Annotated in this window: 18 protein-coding genes; 5 read left to right on the plus strand and 13 right to left on the minus strand. The window is 48.0% G+C overall.

The features are described from left to right. Positions 1-35: 35 nt before the first annotated feature. The 6 genes from QUB30_RS12250 to QUB30_RS12275 all read right to left on the minus strand — a co-directional run bounded on the left by QUB30_RS12250 (position 36) and on the right by QUB30_RS12275 (position 7,229). Positions 36-2,108 carry a Wzt carbohydrate-binding domain-containing protein gene (locus QUB30_RS12250; RefSeq protein ID WP_333333510.1) on the minus strand — a complete coding sequence of 691 codons (2,073 nt, stop codon included), beginning with the start codon at positions 2,106-2,108 and terminating at the stop codon, positions 36-38. After that, positions 2,109-2,900 (minus strand): ABC transporter permease, encoded by a 792-nt coding sequence (locus QUB30_RS12255; RefSeq protein ID WP_333333512.1) that lies wholly within the window; start codon positions 2,898-2,900, stop codon positions 2,109-2,111. It abuts the gene before it with no gap. Then, positions 2,897-3,040 (minus strand): hypothetical protein, encoded by a 144-nt coding sequence (locus QUB30_RS12260; RefSeq protein WP_333333514.1) that lies wholly within the window; start codon positions 3,038-3,040, stop codon positions 2,897-2,899. Before QUB30_RS12260 ends, QUB30_RS12255 begins: the two co-directional genes overlap by 4 nt. A 115-nt stretch (positions 3,041-3,155) precedes the next feature. Next, positions 3,156-4,511, minus strand: coding sequence for a glycosyltransferase family 2 protein (locus tag QUB30_RS12265; protein WP_333333516.1), 1,356 nt, complete (start codon positions 4,509-4,511; stop codon positions 3,156-3,158). Positions 4,512-4,696: 185 nt separating this feature from the next. Beyond that, positions 4,697-5,944 carry a glycosyltransferase gene (locus tag QUB30_RS12270; protein WP_333333518.1) on the minus strand — a complete coding sequence of 416 codons (1,248 nt, stop codon included), beginning with the start codon at positions 5,942-5,944 and terminating at the stop codon, positions 4,697-4,699. Positions 5,945-6,380: 436 nt separating this feature from the next. Continuing rightward, entirely contained in the window at positions 6,381-7,229 is an 849-nt protein-coding gene (locus tag QUB30_RS12275) for a pentapeptide repeat-containing protein (RefSeq protein WP_333333520.1), read from the minus strand. Positions 7,230-7,380: 151 nt separating this feature from the next. Here QUB30_RS12275 and QUB30_RS12280 point away from each other — a divergent pair, with 151 nt between their 5' ends. Next, entirely contained in the window at positions 7,381-7,971 is a 591-nt protein-coding gene (locus QUB30_RS12280; RefSeq protein ID WP_333333522.1) for a phycobiliprotein lyase, read from the plus strand. A gap of 128 nt (positions 7,972-8,099) precedes the next feature. Here QUB30_RS12280 and QUB30_RS12285 read toward each other — a convergent pair whose 3' ends face one another. From QUB30_RS12285 to QUB30_RS12310, 6 genes are all read right to left on the minus strand, one after another. Further along, complete coding sequence (locus QUB30_RS12285) at positions 8,100-8,330, minus strand: CpeR family transcriptional regulator (RefSeq protein ID WP_333241291.1); 231 nt, start codon at positions 8,328-8,330, stop codon at positions 8,100-8,102. A gap of 99 nt (positions 8,331-8,429) precedes the next feature. After that, entirely contained in the window at positions 8,430-9,029 is a 600-nt protein-coding gene (locus QUB30_RS12290; RefSeq protein WP_333333524.1) for a chromophore lyase CpcT/CpeT, read from the minus strand. A 196-nt stretch (positions 9,030-9,225) separates the two neighbouring features. Then, complete coding sequence (locus QUB30_RS12295) at positions 9,226-9,759, minus strand: phycobiliprotein lyase (protein WP_333333527.1); 534 nt, start codon at positions 9,757-9,759, stop codon at positions 9,226-9,228. Positions 9,760-9,993: 234 nt separating this feature from the next. Beyond that, complete coding sequence (locus tag QUB30_RS12300; protein WP_333333529.1) at positions 9,994-10,752, minus strand: phycobilisome rod-core linker polypeptide; 759 nt, start codon at positions 10,750-10,752, stop codon at positions 9,994-9,996. A 155-nt stretch (positions 10,753-10,907) separates the two neighbouring features. Continuing rightward, positions 10,908-11,705: a phycobilisome rod-core linker polypeptide gene (locus tag QUB30_RS12305; RefSeq protein WP_333333531.1), complete on the minus strand. Its 798-nt coding sequence runs from the start codon at positions 11,703-11,705 to the stop codon at positions 10,908-10,910. A gap of 185 nt (positions 11,706-11,890) precedes the next feature. Next, positions 11,891-12,760 (minus strand): phycobilisome linker polypeptide, encoded by an 870-nt coding sequence (locus QUB30_RS12310; protein ID WP_333333533.1) that lies wholly within the window; start codon positions 12,758-12,760, stop codon positions 11,891-11,893. Between the two features lie 686 nt (positions 12,761-13,446). Here QUB30_RS12310 and QUB30_RS12315 point away from each other — a divergent pair. Next, entirely contained in the window at positions 13,447-15,078 is a 1,632-nt protein-coding gene (locus QUB30_RS12315; RefSeq protein WP_333333564.1) for an MBL fold metallo-hydrolase, read from the plus strand. A gap of 464 nt (positions 15,079-15,542) precedes the next feature. On the opposite strand, the gene QUB30_RS12320 is transcribed toward QUB30_RS12315, so the two are convergent. After that, the gene (locus tag QUB30_RS12320) at positions 15,543-15,854 is read right to left on the minus strand and encodes a DUF6679 family protein (protein WP_006633466.1); all 312 of its coding nucleotides are present in this window, start codon (positions 15,852-15,854) and stop codon (positions 15,543-15,545) included. Positions 15,855-16,006: 152 nt separating this feature from the next. On the opposite strand from QUB30_RS12320, the gene QUB30_RS12325 reads away from it, so the two are divergent. The 3 genes from QUB30_RS12325 (at position 16,007) to QUB30_RS12335 (ending at position 18,733) form a co-directional block, all read left to right on the plus strand. Further along, positions 16,007-16,147: a hypothetical protein gene (locus QUB30_RS12325; RefSeq protein ID WP_333333535.1), complete on the plus strand. Its 141-nt coding sequence runs from the start codon at positions 16,007-16,009 to the stop codon at positions 16,145-16,147. A gap of 222 nt (positions 16,148-16,369) precedes the next feature. Beyond that, positions 16,370-16,642 carry a hypothetical protein gene (locus QUB30_RS12330; RefSeq protein ID WP_333333537.1) on the plus strand — a complete coding sequence of 91 codons (273 nt, stop codon included), beginning with the start codon at positions 16,370-16,372 and terminating at the stop codon, positions 16,640-16,642. A 12-nt stretch (positions 16,643-16,654) separates the two neighbouring features. After that, a complete protein-coding gene (locus QUB30_RS12335) occupies positions 16,655-18,733 on the plus strand; it encodes a CapA family protein (RefSeq protein WP_333333539.1) in 2,079 nt (692 codons plus the stop codon). The last annotated feature ends 27 nt before the right edge of the window (positions 18,734-18,760 follow it).

Below are 18,760 nucleotides of genomic sequence, written 5' to 3' on the forward strand. Positions count from 1 at the left end.
CTTTTTTGTTCCTATACGGGCAAAAAGTTTTTTTCCTAACTCCAATTAAAGTTTTCTTTCAACAAATCAGAAAGTTCCTGATTGTAAGGTTTGAAATAATTGGTCAATTCTTGTTCGATTTCCGGTGGCATTTTGGTGTATTCATCGACATGATTAATTTCATATTCTTTACTTGCACTCGCACTAATATCCAAAAAATTTAACACTTCCGAAAAGATTTGGCCTGTACGTGCGTAAAAATCTTCGCTTTTGAGAATTAGCAACTGTTCTCTCGGAAAATAGTCGAGCCAATTTTTGATTTGTTCTACATAAATTCCCCGCGCCAAATAGGAATAATGCTGGTGATTAAAACTGTAATAACCTTCATCTGCTTTGATTTTTTCTATCTCACCTTTGAGTCTATCAGATTCAGAAGCGATCGCCTTTTCAAAATCCAACTTTTCACAGCCATTCGCCACTTCTAAATGATAGTGCATCCACGCTCGTTTTACCGGGTTTCGCAGCATCACAATCAGCTTAACATCGGGGAAACACTTGTAAACTCGCTCCGCCACCAAAGGATGATAAATATAGTAAGGAGTCATCTCCCACAGCAACACCTTTTCACCAGTTACACTGCGAGTCAACTGTTTGTTATACCAATCAATACCGCGCTCAAAATTCAAATCAAAAAAGTGAATATCCCGGGAACCTTCTTTGATAATTTGCAAGTGACTTTCAAGATGGCTGTATAGAGATTCCGTGCCGCAGTTTTGAGAACCAATCATTAAAAAGTCAGGTTTTTGCTTGTTTTCCAACTGAGTCAAAATCTTGGCGTAGCCGGGATGATTCTTATCCAAATCGTAAGTTGCAGCGGGTGGTTCGGCTAAATCCAGAAGCGGCATTTTGCCCTCAAATTCCCAGCGGTACGGCGGACAAAGAATCGTTTTTTGGTTTACAGTCGATCGCACGTACAGCGGATAAACCTGCCAATGATAATCGTAGGCGTAAGCCAAAGTTTCCTCGTAAACCCCAGCATTCACGTAATACTGTCCGTTTCCTAAATCCAGCCTGTCTATTTGCAGCCGGATTTTCCCTTTCCCTTTCACCAGCGGCAGCAGTCTGCCCATTTGATTAGTATTAGTCTCAAAACAACTTTGACCGTCATCCCTGCTGATTGTCACGGCAAAAATAGCAGCCGAAATGTCCTGGGACACCGAATAATTAATTTCAATGCTAATAGCATCACCGCTATCTATTTCCGAATGCGGAAACACTTTGACATCTGTAATTTCTACTTCCAAAGAACCGAACCGATTCTGATTACCTAGCAGTGGTGACTGGCTACTTGTAGCTTCCGCAGCACGCAGGGTACTGCGATTTTCTGTGGACGATCGCATTTCTGACAAATACTGACCGACTACCACTTCCGGTTCCCCATAAGCCACGATTTCACCTGATTTCAGCCACAAAGCCCGATCGCACATTTTCTGAATTTGCGACGCAGTGTGAGAAATCAAAACAATCGCACATCCTTGATTCTTAAACTCAGTTATCTTGTTCAAACATTTAGTTTGAAAAGCCACATCACCAACCGACAAATGTTCATCAACTAACAGCACTTCGGGATCTGTATGCACCGCCACCGAAAAAGCCAGCCGCATTTTCATCCCCGTACTGTAAGTCCGCATCGGGCTGTCAATAAACTGTTTTAACTCTGCAAATTCCACAATATCGTCAAACCTGCGCGCCACTTCCCGGCGAGTCAAACCGGCCACCACTGCACCCACAAACACGTTTTCTCTACCGGTTAGATCCGTGTGAAAACCCGCACCCAAATCTAACAAACCGCCAATTCTGCCGTTAACTTTAATAGTTCCTTCCTCAGCGTGACCGATCCCGCCGACAAGTTGCAGCAGCGTTGATTTTCCCGCGCCATTCTTGCCAAGAATTCCCAGCATTTCCCCAGGAGAAACAGTAAAATTTATATTCCGCAGCGCCCAAAAACTCGCCTCCGGCTTCAGCTTCCACCAACCGGACAAAGCGGCTTCCATAATCGTATAAGGTCTTGCGGTAGAGTAGCGGTTAAAACGCTTACCCAAACCCTTGACAATAATTGCTTCACGCATTTACAATTCCTCCACAAAGTGATCGCTTTGCCGTCTAAAAATTCCCAGTCCGATGGGCAAAATAGCCGCCACAGCCAAGCTCAAAATTAACAAAGCCGGCCAATCCGGCTGCATACCTTTGAGAAGTATGGCGCGGTAAGCTTCAATCAGCGACACCATGGGATTTAAGTAATAGAAAATCTTAAATTTTTCCGGGACGCTGTTGATGTCGTAGAAAATCGGAGTTAGGTAAAATAGCATCTGCAAAACTACTCCCAAAGTGTGCTGAGTGTCGCGAAAAGTGACATTCAAAGCGGCAAGGGGATAAGCAAAACTAACTGTCAACAAAAACTGAATAATCATCAGCAGCGGCAACAAAAGTAGCACTGAATTGAGATGGACGCCATCTATTGCCAGAAAGATAATTAACACCGGCAAAGCTAACACAAAGTGAATTAGGCCAGTCATCGTCGTGACTACCGGCAAAATTGCCGTGGGGAAATTTGGCTGCCTGATTAGTGCCTTATTAGTGGTAATTAATCCCGTTGATTTAAATAATGCCGTTTGAGACCAACTCCAGATTAACAAACCGCTGAAAGCAAAGGAAGAAAATTTGGGAATATTCAGCGGTACGACAGAGCGAAACAAAAAGGAAAATACAGCCAACTGTAACAGCGGACTGATTAAAGTCCAAGCAATCCCCAAGGTCGATCGCTTGTAAAGTAATTTCATATCGCGATCGACCAACACCCGCAGCAAATCGAACCAATGAGCCATTTTGCGCCGATAAAGCAGCGTTCCCGCATTTCTCACCGCACACCTCCGGCAACTATCTGAGGTTCTGGCCCGGATGCCTCCCAGGGCTGAATCTTAACCAAGTTCTGGGTCTGCACCAGGGTCAGCTTGTCAGCAATTGGTTCTAAAAAATTAGCTTCAATCAATTTTATTGCCATAATTACCATTTTTAATTTCTCTTTCTTTTAACTCTCACTCACTCTTTATTTACGATCAATTAAACGCTTACTTAATTACACCTCTATATTCGGTTTTTTCTCTAATCTAATTATGTCAGTTATAGGAAGAATTTTTCAGTTGTTTTTTGTCCAATACTGTAAATAACAGTAGATGTTGAAGTAGGGTGTTGTCAACTAAGCTAGGTTCAGAATGAGCAGCACTTTTGGGCATACCTTTAACCGCGATCGCCCGAGCCAGGGGTTCGGCAAAGTCAAGCGCCAGAATCGATCGCAAGTGAGCGCCCCGCAGTGGCTCTACACCGAATTTGGGAGTGACGTGACCGACTGACAGTTCACCGTAACGCAGGTAAATGCCATCGGGTTTTTGCTCGTCAATAATTCGTTCTGCTGCTTCCCAACCTTCCTGCAAATCGATTTCAATTTCATGTCTGTCCAAATCGCCGCTAGCCGTTCCTTCTTGCATAAAACTAGAAAGGGCCGATCGGGTTTTCAACTCATCGATGACACCCCGCAAATACCAATAACCGCGCAATTTTGGCCGCAACCACCGCCAAGTTCCCCGCATCCGCAAGCTTTCGAGTAAATCAAGAGATTTCCTCAGTCCCAGGGCCAGCCAATCCACAGCAGCAGGCCAGAAAAACGTGACCGCCACCACAATTTTATCTACCAACGAGTCAGCAGTTTCGTAGAGTGCTACCGGCAGTATCGGTCTAAGTTCCGGGTGTCGGCGGCCGATCAAAACATCCGATCGCCCTTCCTGACGAGCTCGGGCAAAAGAGCGATCGAGATTATTCGTTTCATGTTCGTAATGATAACCAACAGCATCCCCCGCTACAGCAAAAGGTACATCAGCTTTCAGCAAACGCACCCCAAACTCGTAATCTTCCCCGCCGCAGTTCCCGAAAGCCGAATCGAAGCCATCGAGACGAGCAAACATTTCTGTATCCAAAGAAAGGTTGCCGCTGAGCAAATCTTGATAAGTAAATCGGTGACCGGGCTGACTCATCCGATCGAACTTGTCTTCCCACCAAGCCCGCACTTCTACCCCAAAAAATCTAGTTTCTCCCTGCAACTTAGGCGGATAGGGGCCGATGACAGCACAGCCCGGACGCTCTCGGTGAGTGCGAACGTGGCTTTCCACCAAAGGCGGCATTGCTTCGATATCGTCATCGAGAAACAGCAGCAATTGCCCGGTAGCCGAAGCAGCTCCGGTATTGCGGGTTATTGAAGCGCTCCGGCAATTTACCTCGATCGCCTGCACTTTAAACGGAGCTTTGTAGTCTTGCAGCATTGCCAAAGTATCGTCAATGCAGCTATCTGCGACTACAATAATTTCCATTAGGTCGATCGGATAAGTCTGCGAGTGCAAAGCATCAAGAGCTCGCCGCAGCGAAGAACATCGATTGTGACTGGGAATAATTACGCTAACTGTAGGATTTTCTCTATTCATATTGAATTGGTAATTGATAATTGGAACGTTGAAGTCATTAGTCAGTAGTTCATAGTCAGAAGGAATAAGGAAGAAGAAAGAGGAAAAAAACAGCTATCAGTGTATCCGTGACTTGCGTGTCGTGAATAAACATAATTGGTAAGTGATAATTGGTAATTGGTAATTGGTAATTGGTAATTGGTAATTTAAAACACTCTTCCCTCGGACTTTTTCCCTCGGACTTCTTCCCTCGGACTACTGACTATTGACTTCTTTCCTTTAACTTCCTGCAACCACTTCCGAGAAGCAAAATAAGCCATCGGCCCACTCACACAGCCTCGCAGTTGAGCCAACAGCAAATCGCTCGGAATCGCATCCGGCTGCTTCCGCAAAGAAGCAAATAATTCAGGAATTTGCTTGGAATACAGCCATCCCAAAGCTAATCGCACCACCCCTAATTCGCGATTTTTCACCAAAGTCCGCGTCCAGAAAGCGTAGACTCCAACTCCGTAGCAGTACATAGTTTTGCGCAAGTCTTCCCAATCGCGTCGGTGGCGGTGCCAACTCAGGGCTCTGGGTTCGTACACAATGCGGTAGCCAGCGGTGAGAATCCGAGCATACAGTTCGTGATCTTCCCCGCATTTAGCCGGCGTCCCCACGCCCAAAGCTTCGTCAAACAATCCAATAAAGTCGATCGAACTTTTGCGCAAAGCCATGCTCGCCGAAACCCCCACAAGATAGACAACCAGAGGGTTGCAGTGCGCCCCGTCAAAAAAACGGCGCTCGAAGCCCCGCCCGTGGGGGCTGTAGCGCTCGAACCATTCTTGCGCTTCAGTTTCCAGTTCCAAGGGCATCACCAGCCCCGTGACGCACATAACTCGGGGATCGCTGAAATTTCGCAAGAGCGATCGCAGCCAGTTCGGATCGGGGGCGGCATCGTCATCTGTAAACGCTACGAATTCGTGTTTAGCTTCGCGTAAAGCTCGGTTGCGGGCAGCGCTGGAGCCCGGTAGGTCTTCGCGCACATAGCGCACTTTTGGGTAATTTTTGATTAGTTCCCTGGTAGCGTCCGTGGCGGGACAGTTGTCAATTACCAAGTATTCCTGACCGTCGTCTGGCATCTGCATCAAGGCGTCCAGACAGCGCCGCAAATCTTCCGGGCGATCGCGCGTGCAAACCGCAACTGTGGCGATCGGCATTGGCTGCACGGGCCCGCGTTCGTCCCATGCGAGGGCATCGTAGAGCAAATTTTTCCAAAGGTTCTCGCCCGCTGCATTTATCAGTGTTTCCCGCAATTGGGAACCGTCTATGCGACCTCCGACTAGGGATAAGAGAGCTTGGCCGATCGGTTTTCCGTGCAGTCGAATTAAAACTAAGGCTTTGCTGTAACGCTCCTCAACCGTAATTTCTGGCGGGAGTTTCGAGATTTCCAGGTCGAGAATAGCTGTTGCCATGAGTTATGCCATTTTAGATTTTAGATTTTAGATTTTAGATTTTAGATTGCAAAAAACTCATATATTCTCCGTATTTTACCGGATGTATTTTAGCCGAAATTGTTTTAGGGATAGCAACTTATTAATGCCATACTTGCCGATCGCCGATCGCGAATCAAACATAAAACCTCTTTTTTTTATGGCTGTTATTTATTCTTACTTTCTATGACCCGCTGATGTCAAGTTTTTTTCCTACAGAATATTTGTCGTCGAAAACTATCGCTCGTTGAGGCTGGTGTCAATTGCAGGTGTTATTGGTTGTCGGCGCGCTACCAAGTCTCGCCATTAATGCCAAATCTAAAAACCCGATTTTTTGATAAAACCGGGTTTTTGCGATCGCTCCTCATTTCAGCTTTAATTGCGATCGGGTACTATTCAAGGGCAACATACCAAACAATTAAACACTCTCGCAATTCAAACTTTCGCGAGTAGTAGTTTTAGTATAAGAATTCCAACTATCCAACTCCTCCGAACTCCGGTGAGAAAGCATCGCCCTCGCCCCCTCGCCAAGTCCCCGAACCCCTGTAAAATCCGCACCTTCAATGCTAGTAACGTGATCGAAACTAGCACCAGTCAAATCAGCCGCTCGAAAATCAACTCCCTGCAATTCCGCACCATTTAACCGCGCATCCCGCAAGCAAGCACCTGTCAGAAAAGCCATCCGCAAATTAGCACCGCTCAAACCCGCACCTTGCAGATTAGCACCAGTCAAATCAGCCCCGCTCAAGTAAGCGCCCAGCAAATTAGCACCGCTCAAATCCACAAACCGCAAATTAGCCGTATTCAAAAAAGCCCCGCTCAACAGAGCTCCCGGCCCCACAGCCCCGCAACTTTTGTATCTAAAACCCGACGGCCAAACTGTCAGCGAGTCGTAGAGAGCAACTTGCAATTTCGATCCGTTCAAATCAGCCTCGCTCAGATTAGCATTCCGCAAATCAGCCCTGCACAAACAACTGTTTTGCAAAGCAGCAGACTTCAAAATCGCACCTTGCAAATTAGCGCCCCGCAAATCAGCCTCAACCAGATTAGCACCGCTCAAATTAGCACCGCTGAGGTTAGCGCCAATTAAACTAGCACCGCTGAGGTTTGCACCGCTGAGGTTTGCACCGCTCAAATCGCCATCGTACAATTCAACCCCGCTCAAATCAGCGTCCGGGAACTCAGCCCCTGCCAAACTTTGCCCCGACTTCAAAGCCCGTAAAAACTCTGAATCGGAATTTGTGCGATCGATCTTTAAATTAACCATTTCTTTAAAAAAAATACCTCAATTCAAATTATCATACCTTGACCAGAACTACTCTGGGCATCCCTTACTAAACTTTACAATCAAAATTTATAAAATTTAGTAAAATCTAGAAAACCTAATTGGTAAAAAATCAGCAGAGGTCACAAACGCTATGAAAATTAAACCGCCAATGACAATGATGGACTTCTTTCGCAAAAGTGAAGGAACCTGGTTTTCGCAGCGTTCAGTCCATCATTTCGATGCCGCCGCAGACGAGTCAGGAGAATCAAATCTCATCATTCAAGTCATGGAAAAAGACCACCCCAAAATCCAAGAACTGTGCGACAAACAAGGAGTTGATCCAGCACTAGCCGTCGGCGGAGCTACATTCATGTGGCAGACAACCCTCGACGCCAAAGACAAAGAACCAAACCCAAATTACGCAGCAATTCTAGTAGATATTCCCGAGCCAAACAATCCGCAATCTGGAAAATTCCTCCGCAACCAAGGCTATGTAGAAGGAATACCAGTTATCGGCAGATACAATTTTGCTGCCGATGGAGTATTGACAATCGACACTGAATATGAAAAGAATCAAGGTCAGGAACGCTGCTGGTTTATCACCGACGATTTCCGCGTGCGCGTCAGCACAGTGCGGATGATGAACGGAGTAAACTTAATGACTTACAGTTCCGAACGCCGCTGCGTCGCCCCCGAAGTTTTGCAGCAAATAATTCAACAACAAAAAGTCATCAGTCATTAGAAAGAAGGAATAAAAAATCCGCCTTAGCCTTAAATACCCCCTGTATTTCTTAGTCCGCCTCTGCTCGGACGAGAGCTTGTGCAGTAGCGATTTCAAGCTCCGAATCTTCAAGGGGGTAACTCTTTTCCCTAACAGCGTTCATCAAACCTAGTATAAAAACTACCGTATTTAATCCAGTATTGTTTGAGCTCGTACTCAGGAGCGTGCAAACTAGCCTTAGCTTGATACAAAATAACTTTTCGGTGATTGCCAATCCAAACCTTATTAATCGGATGAACGCAAATAAAAGTCCCCCCTAAACTCTCAATGCACTCCCCAAAACTTTCAATAGTAGGATATTCTAACGTTTCAAATATCAAAAAGTTTCCCGAACAAATCAAATGCCGGCTCCGAATCCAGCACTCCATTTTTTTTTTAGCTAATGGCGGCAACATAATATATTAACCATTCAGTTTTTTTCATATGACTGATGTGACCACAGGCAATTCGTTAGCAAAACTTTCTACTTTTTCAAACAGCAAAGGCCCCTCAGTCGAACCCCAAACCTGTTCGCGAGTATTAACATCCATCCCTCGGTCTAAACTTGCCCAAGTATGCTCTGTTAATTCCACATCACTGACTAAATAAGTCTCGCATCCCTTGCGATTAATCAAACACTTGTCTCCCGGCTCCACACTTCCTCGAAACATTTCGCCATCTCTCTTAAATATCATCGAACAGTTATAGCGCCGTTCAATGCAATCCGGTTTAATAGTCCTGAGAATATCTAATTCTCGCCCTGCACCCGCATATAGCATACCATCTTTTAGGCCGTAATTCTCTATATAAATTTGACCTTCTTGTTCGACGAGTCGGTGAATTCCTTGACGGTAAGGATTCCACAAATCGTAGTCATAAACCTGTTCGGAATAAAAACCGATTCCGCCAAAAAACTCAAAGGGTAAAGGCCGAAACAAAACCCGAATGTGAGCGTAACTTTGCGGATTGGCACTTGCCTGCTTTTGGTTGCTAAAATGCCCGGCCATCCAGCTAGCTAGGGTGATAAGTTCACTTGTCATTGGGTAATTGGTAATTAATAATTGGGAAGTTGAAGGAATCAGGAAGTTCCCCAACGAAGGAGTGTACGAGATTTAACGGATGGATGTTAACAGAAGAAGTCAAGCGTGAAGATAATAACAGTCATTCGTACATTCGTGCATTCGTGACAGATGACTAATAAGTAATGACCCATGAGCCATGACTGATGACTGATGACTAATTAGAGGATAAACAGCGGATTTCTGATGAAAAAGAAGCCGTGGTAACACCTGCACCGTCGCCTGTTTTGATCAGCGAAACGCGGAAGCGCAGATTGGGAGTGCCGAACCAAATTCGCTCTTCAGCAGCGGCGCGATCGTACTCTGTGATTAAAATAAAAGTTCCATCTTCTGTCAACTGGTAGCGACCAACAGCAGGCACTGTCTCAGCATACCCGCGATCGCGCAGCAATTTGCCCTCTGACGGATTTTCCGCATTTGGCACCGGTACGAGCACGCAACTTCCTTGCAGCACTTCTTTCTCGTCCCAATCCGACTCCCCCTCCCAACTCATCCGAAAAGGATGAGCCGCCGTCGCCGGATCGATATTGTAAGATTGACAAAGCTCCACTACTTCTGGATCGTCCGCATTCAGAGCTACAATTTCAATTCTAGAACGAACTTCCTCAAAGTGACTGAATGCTAAATGGTGAGCGCTTCGTTGCGATCGCCATTTGCCAATTGAACGCTCGATAAATTCACTCAAGTTCATTTTATATTGAAGGCAAAAGGAATAAGGAAGAGGGAAAGGAATGGGGCAAATAATTAAACACCACCAATCAAAAACGCCATTTTTCAGTTGCAGTCTTTAACGCAGATACACGGATTCAATACTGATTTAACAGTATTTTTATCCGCGTATCATTGCATATTCTTGCCGTACTGTCAACTGTTATTTGTACTTAGTCAATGACCAATTACCAATAACTGACGATCGATCACCAATCTAAGCAACCTCAGTAATGCTGAGGATTTTTCCCCCGCTTTTATTGATATACTGAATGTTCTGAGATAGCTGGCTGTAACCCACTTCATAAGTTACATTGCTCACCTTCCTCCGCGCACCCGTGCCTTTGACAGCCGAGATCCGAAAACGCTTGCCAGTATTGCTGTAAGCACCGGAACCGCTAGCAGGAGCTTTGATTTTAGTGGCGAGATTAGCACCTACATCGGCAATCAATTTTGCCTGAGTGCCCGCATCGCTAGTAGCATCGCCGCGGTACAAAGCAAACATCCGATTGAAAGCAACATTTTTGCTACCAACTTGGCTGCGAGTGCTGCGGGGATAGGGAACAGTATTCTCGCCAAAATTTGCATTGTACTCGTTGCTATCGAGATAAGAGTCTATTTCAGCGTCGTATCCTTGCTCGTTATAAGTGATAACGTGTTGGGAAATCTCCGATTGATCCGCCGGTGCGCGACCCAACAAATGCTTAGAATTGAGTTCGATAAACCGATAGGCAGAGCTCGACTCAAAAAAGAGCGATCGATACAGCTCCGATTTTGCTACCAAATTTACAAAACCCTTAACGCTGATATCGCCATTGCGCAACAGCGATTCGGCGCTCGTGAGTCGATCGCACTCCATCAAGTGTGCATTGCCCAAGACTTGTTTGTAAACAGCCCGAATCACTGTTTGCAAATCATCTTCGGTAGCATGCGGTCGCATTTCCACTGGTGTCGATTCCACAGCCCATAAAGACATTTGATTTTCTCCTAGTTTTCCATCAATTTTGTAGTTAGTAACTGGTAACGAGTCACGGGTTATTGGTAATTGGCCATTAGAATTTGAGAATTCAGAATTCATTCTTCTTCATCCTCTTTTTTTACCCATTTCCCTTACCAATTACTCAGGATCGATTAGCCAATTTCGGTGATGCTGACGATTTTGCCGCTCGTCCGATTAATCCGCTGAATTTGCGGTGTCATTCTGTTTCCGGGAACAATATACTCAACTGTGCTGCGGCGGCGAGGCCCGTTGTACTTCGCACCTTGCACCACAATCTTGAACATCTTTTCAGTAGCGTCGGCATAACCACCAGCACGGCCTCCAGACATCGGCGGTACAATCTTGCTGGTGCTGTTAGTTGCCACAGCATAAGTTAGCTGAGAATCCTTATCTTTGTCCGTTTCCGCAGGGCCGCGGAACAGAGCAAACATCCGGTTGTAGCCGACTTGTTTTTGACCGACTTGGCTGACAGCAGCGCGGTAGAAAGGTACGGTATTTTCGCCGAAGTTCTCTTGATATTCTTTGCTGTCAAGATAAGAGTCTATTTCCGCTTCGTAACCGTGTTCGTTGTAGAGGCGAACGTGCTCGGAAATCTCCGCTTGATCTTGAGGCGCTCGACCTAACAAATGTTTGAAATTGAGTTCGACAAATCGGTAAGGAGAAGCTGTTTCAAAAAAACGGGCGCGGTACATCTCGGATTTGGCGATCGCCCGCACGAAGTCGCGCACGGAAATGCTACGATCGCACAACTGAGATTCTGCACTCGTCAAACGCTCGCTCTCCATCACGTGAGCGTTGCCCAAAACCTGCCGGTAGGCTGCCCGCATGACGATTTGGCTCTCTTCCAAACCGCTAGTGGGCCACAGTTCAACTGGCCCTCCCGAAAAAGCATCGATTCCGAATTTTACTGCTGGTGCTGTACTGACCATTTTTACTGTCTCCCCATCCTTATTCTTCTGTGGATAAAAAACCTTTGAAAATCTGCTTTTCTACTGAGTTGAATTCCCCTAGTAGATTTCATCCGCCATAAATGTAATGTAGGGTGCGCAACGCGCACCTTACCCAGTCCTGTAGGGTGCGCATTGCGCACCTTACCCAGACATTTTGCTGTTACCTAGCTCACGGGTGTGATGCTAGCAATCACGCCGCCCATTTGGTGAATCCGCTGGTACTCTTGCGACAATTTGTCAAAAGGCACCAGATAGACTTGGTTGCTGCGGCGGAATTTAGAGACGCGGTTGACCACATTCGATCGATAAGCCGTAACTTCGATCCGGTAGACCTTGCCTTCCTCGCCAGCACCTGCTCCGTGACGAGTCCGAGCGCCACTGGGGGAGTCTTGGAACGACCAGCCGTCCGAGCCGCCCGAAGGAGCGATCACGGCCAGGGGCGTTTCGCGAATTACGTGCTTGTACAGTTTGGGGCTCTTGCCGGCCAAACTGCCTTTCAAGTCGCTGCTGGAAGCACCCCGCAGCAGTTGGAACATATAGGTAAACCCAACCATGTTCTTACCTGTTTGGGTTTTGTAACCGCGGTAATACGGCACTGTGTCTTCCCCGTAAGCGTTCTGGTATTCGTCGCTGTCGATGTAGGAATCGATATCAGCCTCGAAGCCGCTTGTATCGAGGATGCCACTGTGATACTTTGTTTCGTCGTAGCCGTCAGGGGCTCTGCCTAACAGGTGCTTGAAAGTCAGCTCGGTATAGCGGTAGCGCGGGCAAGTGTCAAAAAACCGAGAGCGGTAAAGCTCCGATTTTGCCACTTGGCGCACGAACTCGCGGACGCTAATTTCGCCGCGTTTTAGCTGCGATTCGGGAACAGCAAGCCGTTCGCTTTCCATCACGTAAGCATTGCCCAAAACTTGTCGGTACACTGCTTGAATTACGGTTGCGGCTTCCTCATCCGAGCGTCCGGGCCACAACTGAACGGGGTCTGTGTCTTCAAATAGGGCAACGCCCAATTGAGATGCAGGTCCAAAAGCCATTTAAACTCTCTCCTGGATAGCCACAAGGTTTGCTGAGAATAATGTATCAAACTTTTACAAAGAGACCGATCGAACTCATAAAGTCGCTATCTGCCCTGACAGCAGCAGCTAGCCTCCACGATTCCGGTTCTTCAAGTTTTGATTATTGGACTATACACCGCCCTCAAAACCCGAGAGATGAAGATTTGTAAAGTTTTGTCAACATCTTTGGGCTGCTGAATTAAAATCTTCTCATAAAAAAGACTAGCTTTTAGCAGGCGCAAATTGTGAAAAAAGGTTTAAAACTCAGAATATGAGATCGAGTTCGCTGCTCTTACAAGGTGCAATAAAATGTAACTTTTGATGCCAGAACCAGTAGCATTAACTTTGTCGAAAGCCTTTTGCCCTTGGGCTAATACCTTGGGAAAATCGCTTTCCCGACTCTGCATCACATCTTAAGTGCAATTACTTTCCTTGCACGGGAGCCGGAGCCTGCGAGCAAAAATTTAACTCCCGGGCAGAGGCAACACAAATTAGATAAACCGGGTTTTTGTTACCGGGAGCGAGGGCGATAATCAAGCCTTTTCGTCCATCAGAGTCGGTCTCTGCGTCCGGAACTGAACTCGATCGAAAGAATGCAGTCGCGATCGATGTTTAAATCTGGCGATACTGCAAGTTTCGCGCAAAGGAGGGAGCTAACCGCAGTGATGGATCTCGATTGTTTACCTTACGGCGCAGGCCACGCACAGGAAGGGGTCTGTCTGCTAGTGCGAATGGGGCCGCACCGCATTTTACTCGACTGCGGTGTAGAGGATGTCTCACCCCTGTCAGCGACACTAAATCGATCGCTGCCAGCCGATTTCGTGGTGTGCAGCCACGCCCACTCCGACCACGCCAGAGGTTTGCTAGCACTCCATCAATCTTTCCCCCACTTGCCAATTTACGCCAGCGAAGTGACAGCGCGACTGCTACCGCTCAACTGGCCGTCTCTGGCTCAGCAGCCGGAGTCGCATTTCTGTCAGGCACTGCCCTGGCAGTCGCCGGTGGAACTGCGCCGGGGACTGAGCGTGCAGTTGTTCCCCTCGGGCCATTTGCCCGGAGGGGCGGCCGTGCTTCTGACTTATGCGGCCTCCCACCGCACCTACACCCTGGTTTACACCGGGGACTTTTTTCTGTCCAATTCTCGTTTGGTGGAAGGTTTGCCCCTGGGAGAACTCAGGGGCATGAAGCCGGACGTGCTAATTGTCGAAGGCAGTTACGGCACGGCGCGCCACCCTCACCGCCGACAACTGGAAAATCAGTTAGCCGATCGCATCCACCGCGCCATCGCCGACGGGTACTCGGTACTGCTGCCCTCGCCGGCGATCGGTTTGGGTCAAGAACTGCTGATGCTGCTCCGCAGTCACCACTACTTCACCGGCCGCGACTTGGATATTTGGGTGGACGGCACTGTCGCCGACGGGTGCGACGCTTATCTGGAACTGCTGCCCCAATTTCCCACCGCCGTCCAAAATTTTGCTCTGCACCAACCTTTGTTTTGGGACGAAAGGGTGAAACCCCGCGTCCGACGGCTGTCTGCCGAACAGCGCCCTGGATTGGGATCCACGCCGTGTATTGTGATTACGGATCGAATTGCTGATTTGGCTTTGTACGTTGCCGATCGCACAAATCCTTGGATTTTGCTGGCACCTCAAAAACCAGGATATCCCGTCAGGGACTGGCTGGGCAACTGGTCCCAATCAGGAGTCAGAAGCGTCGAAACTTATCTGCTAGCCGAACACTGCGACGGCCCGGGGACTACCCAGCTCATCCACAATTTGCGTCCCCAGCACGTAATTTTGATCCACGGTTCCCCTGCGTATTTGGCTGACTTGGCTAACTTGGACGAGCTGCGAAACCGCTACCAGTTGCATACTCCGGCTGCCGGAACACTGGTCGAACTGCCGATCGGGGAAATGTTTTTGCAGCCCGCTATCCCGGAAACTAACTATGAGGGAGAACTCAGCGAATTGGGGACAGAGGTAGCCATTAGCTTGCCGAGTCCGATTACAGCCGATCCTCGGTGGGCCAATTTTGCCGATACCGGTTTGGTAGAAGCGCGCTGGCAAGGTGAAGAACTGGTACTGCGCGGCATCTCCCAGCGGGAACTGCTTTTTCAAGGCAGCGCCGTTCAGGCAAACCTCGAATGCTGTGGCAATTGCCAGCACTACCGCGGCCAGCGCTGTTGGAACCAGTCCAGTGCTTTGTTTGGCTTTAAAGTTACCCCCGACGGTTTCTGTCCGGTGTTTGAAGCGATACCGGAGTCAGAACTTTTCCTAGATGGGGAAACAGACGGCTAATAACCTGTCGGACACCTCGAAACCAGCTAGCAGGCAAAGAAAACAAAAGAACAGTCCTCGACGCACCCAGGCAAAAAACCCGGTTTAAGCAGTGGTAAGCTGTCGCGCGTTGAATTTGTCAACTACTGTTACTGTGTACTTCAGCTTTTGTGGGGTGGGTAGAAAAGCCCGCCGTCAAGCTTAAATTTATAGCAACCGCGCCCGACTTTTAGGACATTCTTAATCGCTGAAACCATTGCTGCTAGTGCTGCTTCTTCCTTCTTCGTTCTTTTTACCCGCTTAGTTTCCCCTGAAGGAGCTTCTTCCTTCTTCCTTCTGCTATAAATGCAAAATAGCTGATTTAGTGACAACCAGAATATTTTTGGGCTAAACCGGGTTTTTTGGATAATTCCTCCAAAAAAAAGGGAGAAAAGTCGTTTTCTTTTCCCCCAAGTTTTCCTTGTCCCTCCAGCGCGAGATTAAAACTATTCCAAATTCGAGTCCGGGTAGTGATTGCGAATTTGTTCGGCTTCGGGACAATCGTCAGAAACTAGGGGTTCGCAGTTAGTTCTCGACACCGAAGCCAACTTCTGGGACACAGCTCCAATACTTTCGAGACGCACCATTTCTTCCCAAGAGCTGATTTCGTCTTCTTCGTCGGTTTCGTAGCGCAGCGTGACTAGATCCCCTTCAATATCTAGGATACGAGCGCGCTCTATCCAACGTTGCTGATCTCGAAGAAAAATAGAAACCTCACGACCATCACAACAGAGTTGATAGATTTTGCGCTGTAGCATTTGTCAGTTCTCCTGCGCAGTGTATTGGCTCAAAAAGATTGCCTGTTTACAGTACAGTAACGTACTTTGGGTTTTATATCGGAAGGCACAGTCCGATCGGCTGACCAGTTTCACGTTTTCCGCAAATTTGGTAACGATGGGAGTTACCAAATTTGATTTTACCACCAAATCTATCTAGTACGCCATTTATCCAATTACAGGTTGTGCAGCCATTGGCATCCCTCGCGGGAGGCATTTGCCACTATCGATCGAATAATCAGGACTTGACGGAGCGATCGCTCAAACAGCGATAATAAAAACAGACTCTGCCTCAGAAAGCTCGCTCTCTTCTGCCTCAAGTCGCCCAGAAACCAGGTTCGACGTTAGTTTCGATCGCCCAGTACACCCTACTGACTCAATATTAAATCTCAAATCGAGCCATTCAACTCGCCCAACGTTAATTTTTTTGCCAAATGATTTGACTCCAACCCAACTGCAATCATAAACTTGACCTTACCCAAAGATGGATACAGAGCTTGAAAACTCAAGTCGCCCAGAAATCTCAAGTTTGGACGTTAGTTTTAGCCCCCAGTAAAGCCTCTGGACTCAATCTCCCATCTCAAATCTCAAATCTCAAATCGACAGGCCCAAGTGTGATAAAAATCACTGACAGCAGACAGCCCCTAAATGTAGAAAATGGTGGCGACCAACAACTAGCTTCAAAACGGGCAGCGGAACCTGTGGCGGTTAAGCTAAAAGAATTGCGGTTCCGTTCAAAACAAATTGGAGTCAGCGCTCGAGCGTGTTAAGGAGGCTAATTGATGGTGTACGCAGAAAATTGGTCGCAGCCGTCTATCTTGGAGCTAGCGCGATCGGGCAACTTTCAAGCCCTGAATTACTGGATTGACAGCTTGCTCCGACCCGAAGGGATTTATGCCCGCGTCGAACAGGCTCAAGCCGGCTGCGTCCAAATTCTAGTAGAATTCCAGCGCGAATTTGCGCCAGATACTACATTACTGGGGAGCACTCTCCGAGAAGGCTTAGTCAAATTTATTTGCCACCAAATTTGGAGACTCAACTCGCCAGCAGTAGAAGGGGTGCGAATTCACGCGCGCTTGGCTGGGGAACCAGAAATTCTCTGGAAACAGTCAGTGCGAATTGTCACTCCCGCAAACCGCCGGCAGCGGCGTTACCGTTCCCTACTGGTCGTCGATTGGGTTAAATTTAAAACGTATCGTTCTCTGCTGCTAGTAGGCTCGGCACTTGCATCATTTGTTTTAGGGTGTTGGGTCAGCTACCACGAGGCTCTGGCCATGCGGTTAGTATCCCCAGTATCCCCGTACCAGCAAGCAGCAGTAATGTCGGGGCCGCCCCCAAAACGTCCGGATGCGGTGCAAGCGGCCTTAGAATTAGTACCTGTAATGCAACAAAAGCAGGTTGCCAATCCCTACGACCCAACCGTAACGCTGATGTTCGGAGGAAATGTGAATCTATTGGATGCGATCGGAGCATCTGCAGGCAACGATTACCATTGGGCTTTCGCCAATATGGACGAGTATCGGCAAGCAGATGTGGCGATGGTTAACCTAGAAAACCCCCTGACTCGCTCCACCTTGGGCTCTGGCAAAAAACAATTAAATTTTAAAGCCGATCCAGAATCGGTGAAAGTATTAACAGCAGGAGGAGTGGATATTGTCAATCTGGCAAATAACCACGCTATGGATTACGAGGAACCGGGGCTGGTGGAGACTATAAATACTTTAAATAATGCTGGGATTCAGCATCTGGGAGCCGGCAGAAATATTAAAGAAGCGAGGCGTCCAGATATTATTGAGGTTAAGGGTCACCGGATTGCGTACCTCGGTTATTACGATACCGACCTTCACGCCGCCGACCAAGGAAAAGCTGGCACTAACCCCCGCCGCAACAATCGCGTGGCAGAGGATATTCGAGCTCTCAGGGGTCAGGTAGACTGGATTATTGTTAATTACCACTGGGGAGTCGAATTGGCAGATTATCCGGGGGACTGGCAGATAGATTTGGCTCGGTTCACGATCGACCAAGGAGCAGATTTGGTAGTGGGACACCACCCCCACGTCCTGCAAGGTGCAGAAATTTACAAGGGCCGCCCGATTGTTTACTCCCTGGGTAATTTTATATTCGGCGGGAATGCTCGCAGCGATTACGATACCGCAGTCCTGAAAGTATCGCTCAAAGACAGGAATATGAAGGTAGAATTTTTGCCCGTGGAGGTGACAAAGTTTCAGCCGCAGGTGGTGAAGGGAGCAGCGGCCGATCGCATCCTCAAACACGTCGAGCAAATTTCTAGTATTTTCGATCGGCCGATGCGATCTTCTGTAGTTCTCGATGCCCAAATCAACCCAGGAACAACACCAAAGACTCCAAATTCTCCATTGCCAGGAGCAGCAAAGAGCGGTACCTACGGGCCCGGGCCCGGTTCCCCAGTCCCTGCCGGTGAAAGCAATATACCAGGCACCGGACAACCCAAACCAACTCCGATTTTGCCGGCTTTGCCTGCTGCCCCCAAACAGCCGGACAACTCCTCATTATTCCAGAACGGGGCGGGGCCTGCAATTGAGTCAAGCCCGCCTCCGAGTCAAGATTTGCCGCCCCGCATCTACCGCACTCCACCTCAAAATCCCAGCCGGGAAGCAGAGCCGTTTACCAAAGAGCCATTCATCAAAGAACCGTTTATTTCGCCCCCATCTCCCAGTCAAGGAGTGGTGCCTGGTCCCCAAAGCTATGTTCCCCCAACTCGGCATCTATCTTTCAAAGTCGCTGTCAAAGAGCAGCCGACCTCGAAGAGGGTTCCAGGCACAACCAGCGATCGCTCCAAGCTGCGGATCGCCCTGCCTCCTATAGCTGCGAGCATTGGTTAGCCGGTGGGGTCGAACCAAGGAGGCAGG

This window comes from Microcoleus sp. BROC3 (genome assembly GCF_036702515.1).
Lineage (GTDB): Bacteria > Cyanobacteriota > Cyanobacteriia > Cyanobacteriales > Microcoleaceae > Microcoleus.

Bases quoted from the DNA above. Each gene is read 5' to 3' on its own strand.
- QUB30_RS12315 (WP_333333564.1), top strand. From the start codon at position 13,447: ATGGATCTCGATTGTTTACCTTACGGCGCAGGCCACGCACAGGAAGGG.
- QUB30_RS12265 (WP_333333516.1), bottom strand. From the start codon at position 4,511: ATGAATAGAGAAAATCCTACAGTTAGCGTAATTATTCCCAGTCACAAT.
- QUB30_RS12290 (WP_333333524.1), bottom strand. From the start codon at position 9,029: ATGACAAGTGAACTTATCACCCTAGCTAGCTGGATGGCCGGGCATTTT.
- QUB30_RS12295 (WP_333333527.1), bottom strand. From the start codon at position 9,759: ATGAACTTGAGTGAATTTATCGAGCGTTCAATTGGCAAATGGCGATCG.
- QUB30_RS12270 (WP_333333518.1), bottom strand. From the start codon at position 5,944: ATGGCAACAGCTATTCTCGACCTGGAAATCTCGAAACTCCCGCCAGAA.
- QUB30_RS12320 (WP_006633466.1), bottom strand. From the start codon at position 15,854: ATGCTACAGCGCAAAATCTATCAACTCTGTTGTGATGGTCGTGAGGTT.
- QUB30_RS12275 (WP_333333520.1), bottom strand. From the start codon at position 7,229: ATGGTTAATTTAAAGATCGATCGCACAAATTCCGATTCAGAGTTTTTA.
- QUB30_RS12280 (WP_333333522.1), top strand. From the start codon at position 7,381: ATGAAAATTAAACCGCCAATGACAATGATGGACTTCTTTCGCAAAAGT.
- QUB30_RS12335 (WP_333333539.1), top strand. From the start codon at position 16,655: ATGGTGTACGCAGAAAATTGGTCGCAGCCGTCTATCTTGGAGCTAGCG.
- QUB30_RS12310 (WP_333333533.1), bottom strand. From the start codon at position 12,760: ATGGCTTTTGGACCTGCATCTCAATTGGGCGTTGCCCTATTTGAAGAC.
- QUB30_RS12260 (WP_333333514.1), bottom strand. From the start codon at position 3,040: ATGGCAATAAAATTGATTGAAGCTAATTTTTTAGAACCAATTGCTGAC.
- QUB30_RS12300 (WP_333333529.1), bottom strand. From the start codon at position 10,752: ATGTCTTTATGGGCTGTGGAATCGACACCAGTGGAAATGCGACCGCAT.
- QUB30_RS12305 (WP_333333531.1), bottom strand. From the start codon at position 11,705: ATGGTCAGTACAGCACCAGCAGTAAAATTCGGAATCGATGCTTTTTCG.
- QUB30_RS12250 (WP_333333510.1), bottom strand. From the start codon at position 2,108: ATGCGTGAAGCAATTATTGTCAAGGGTTTGGGTAAGCGTTTTAACCGC.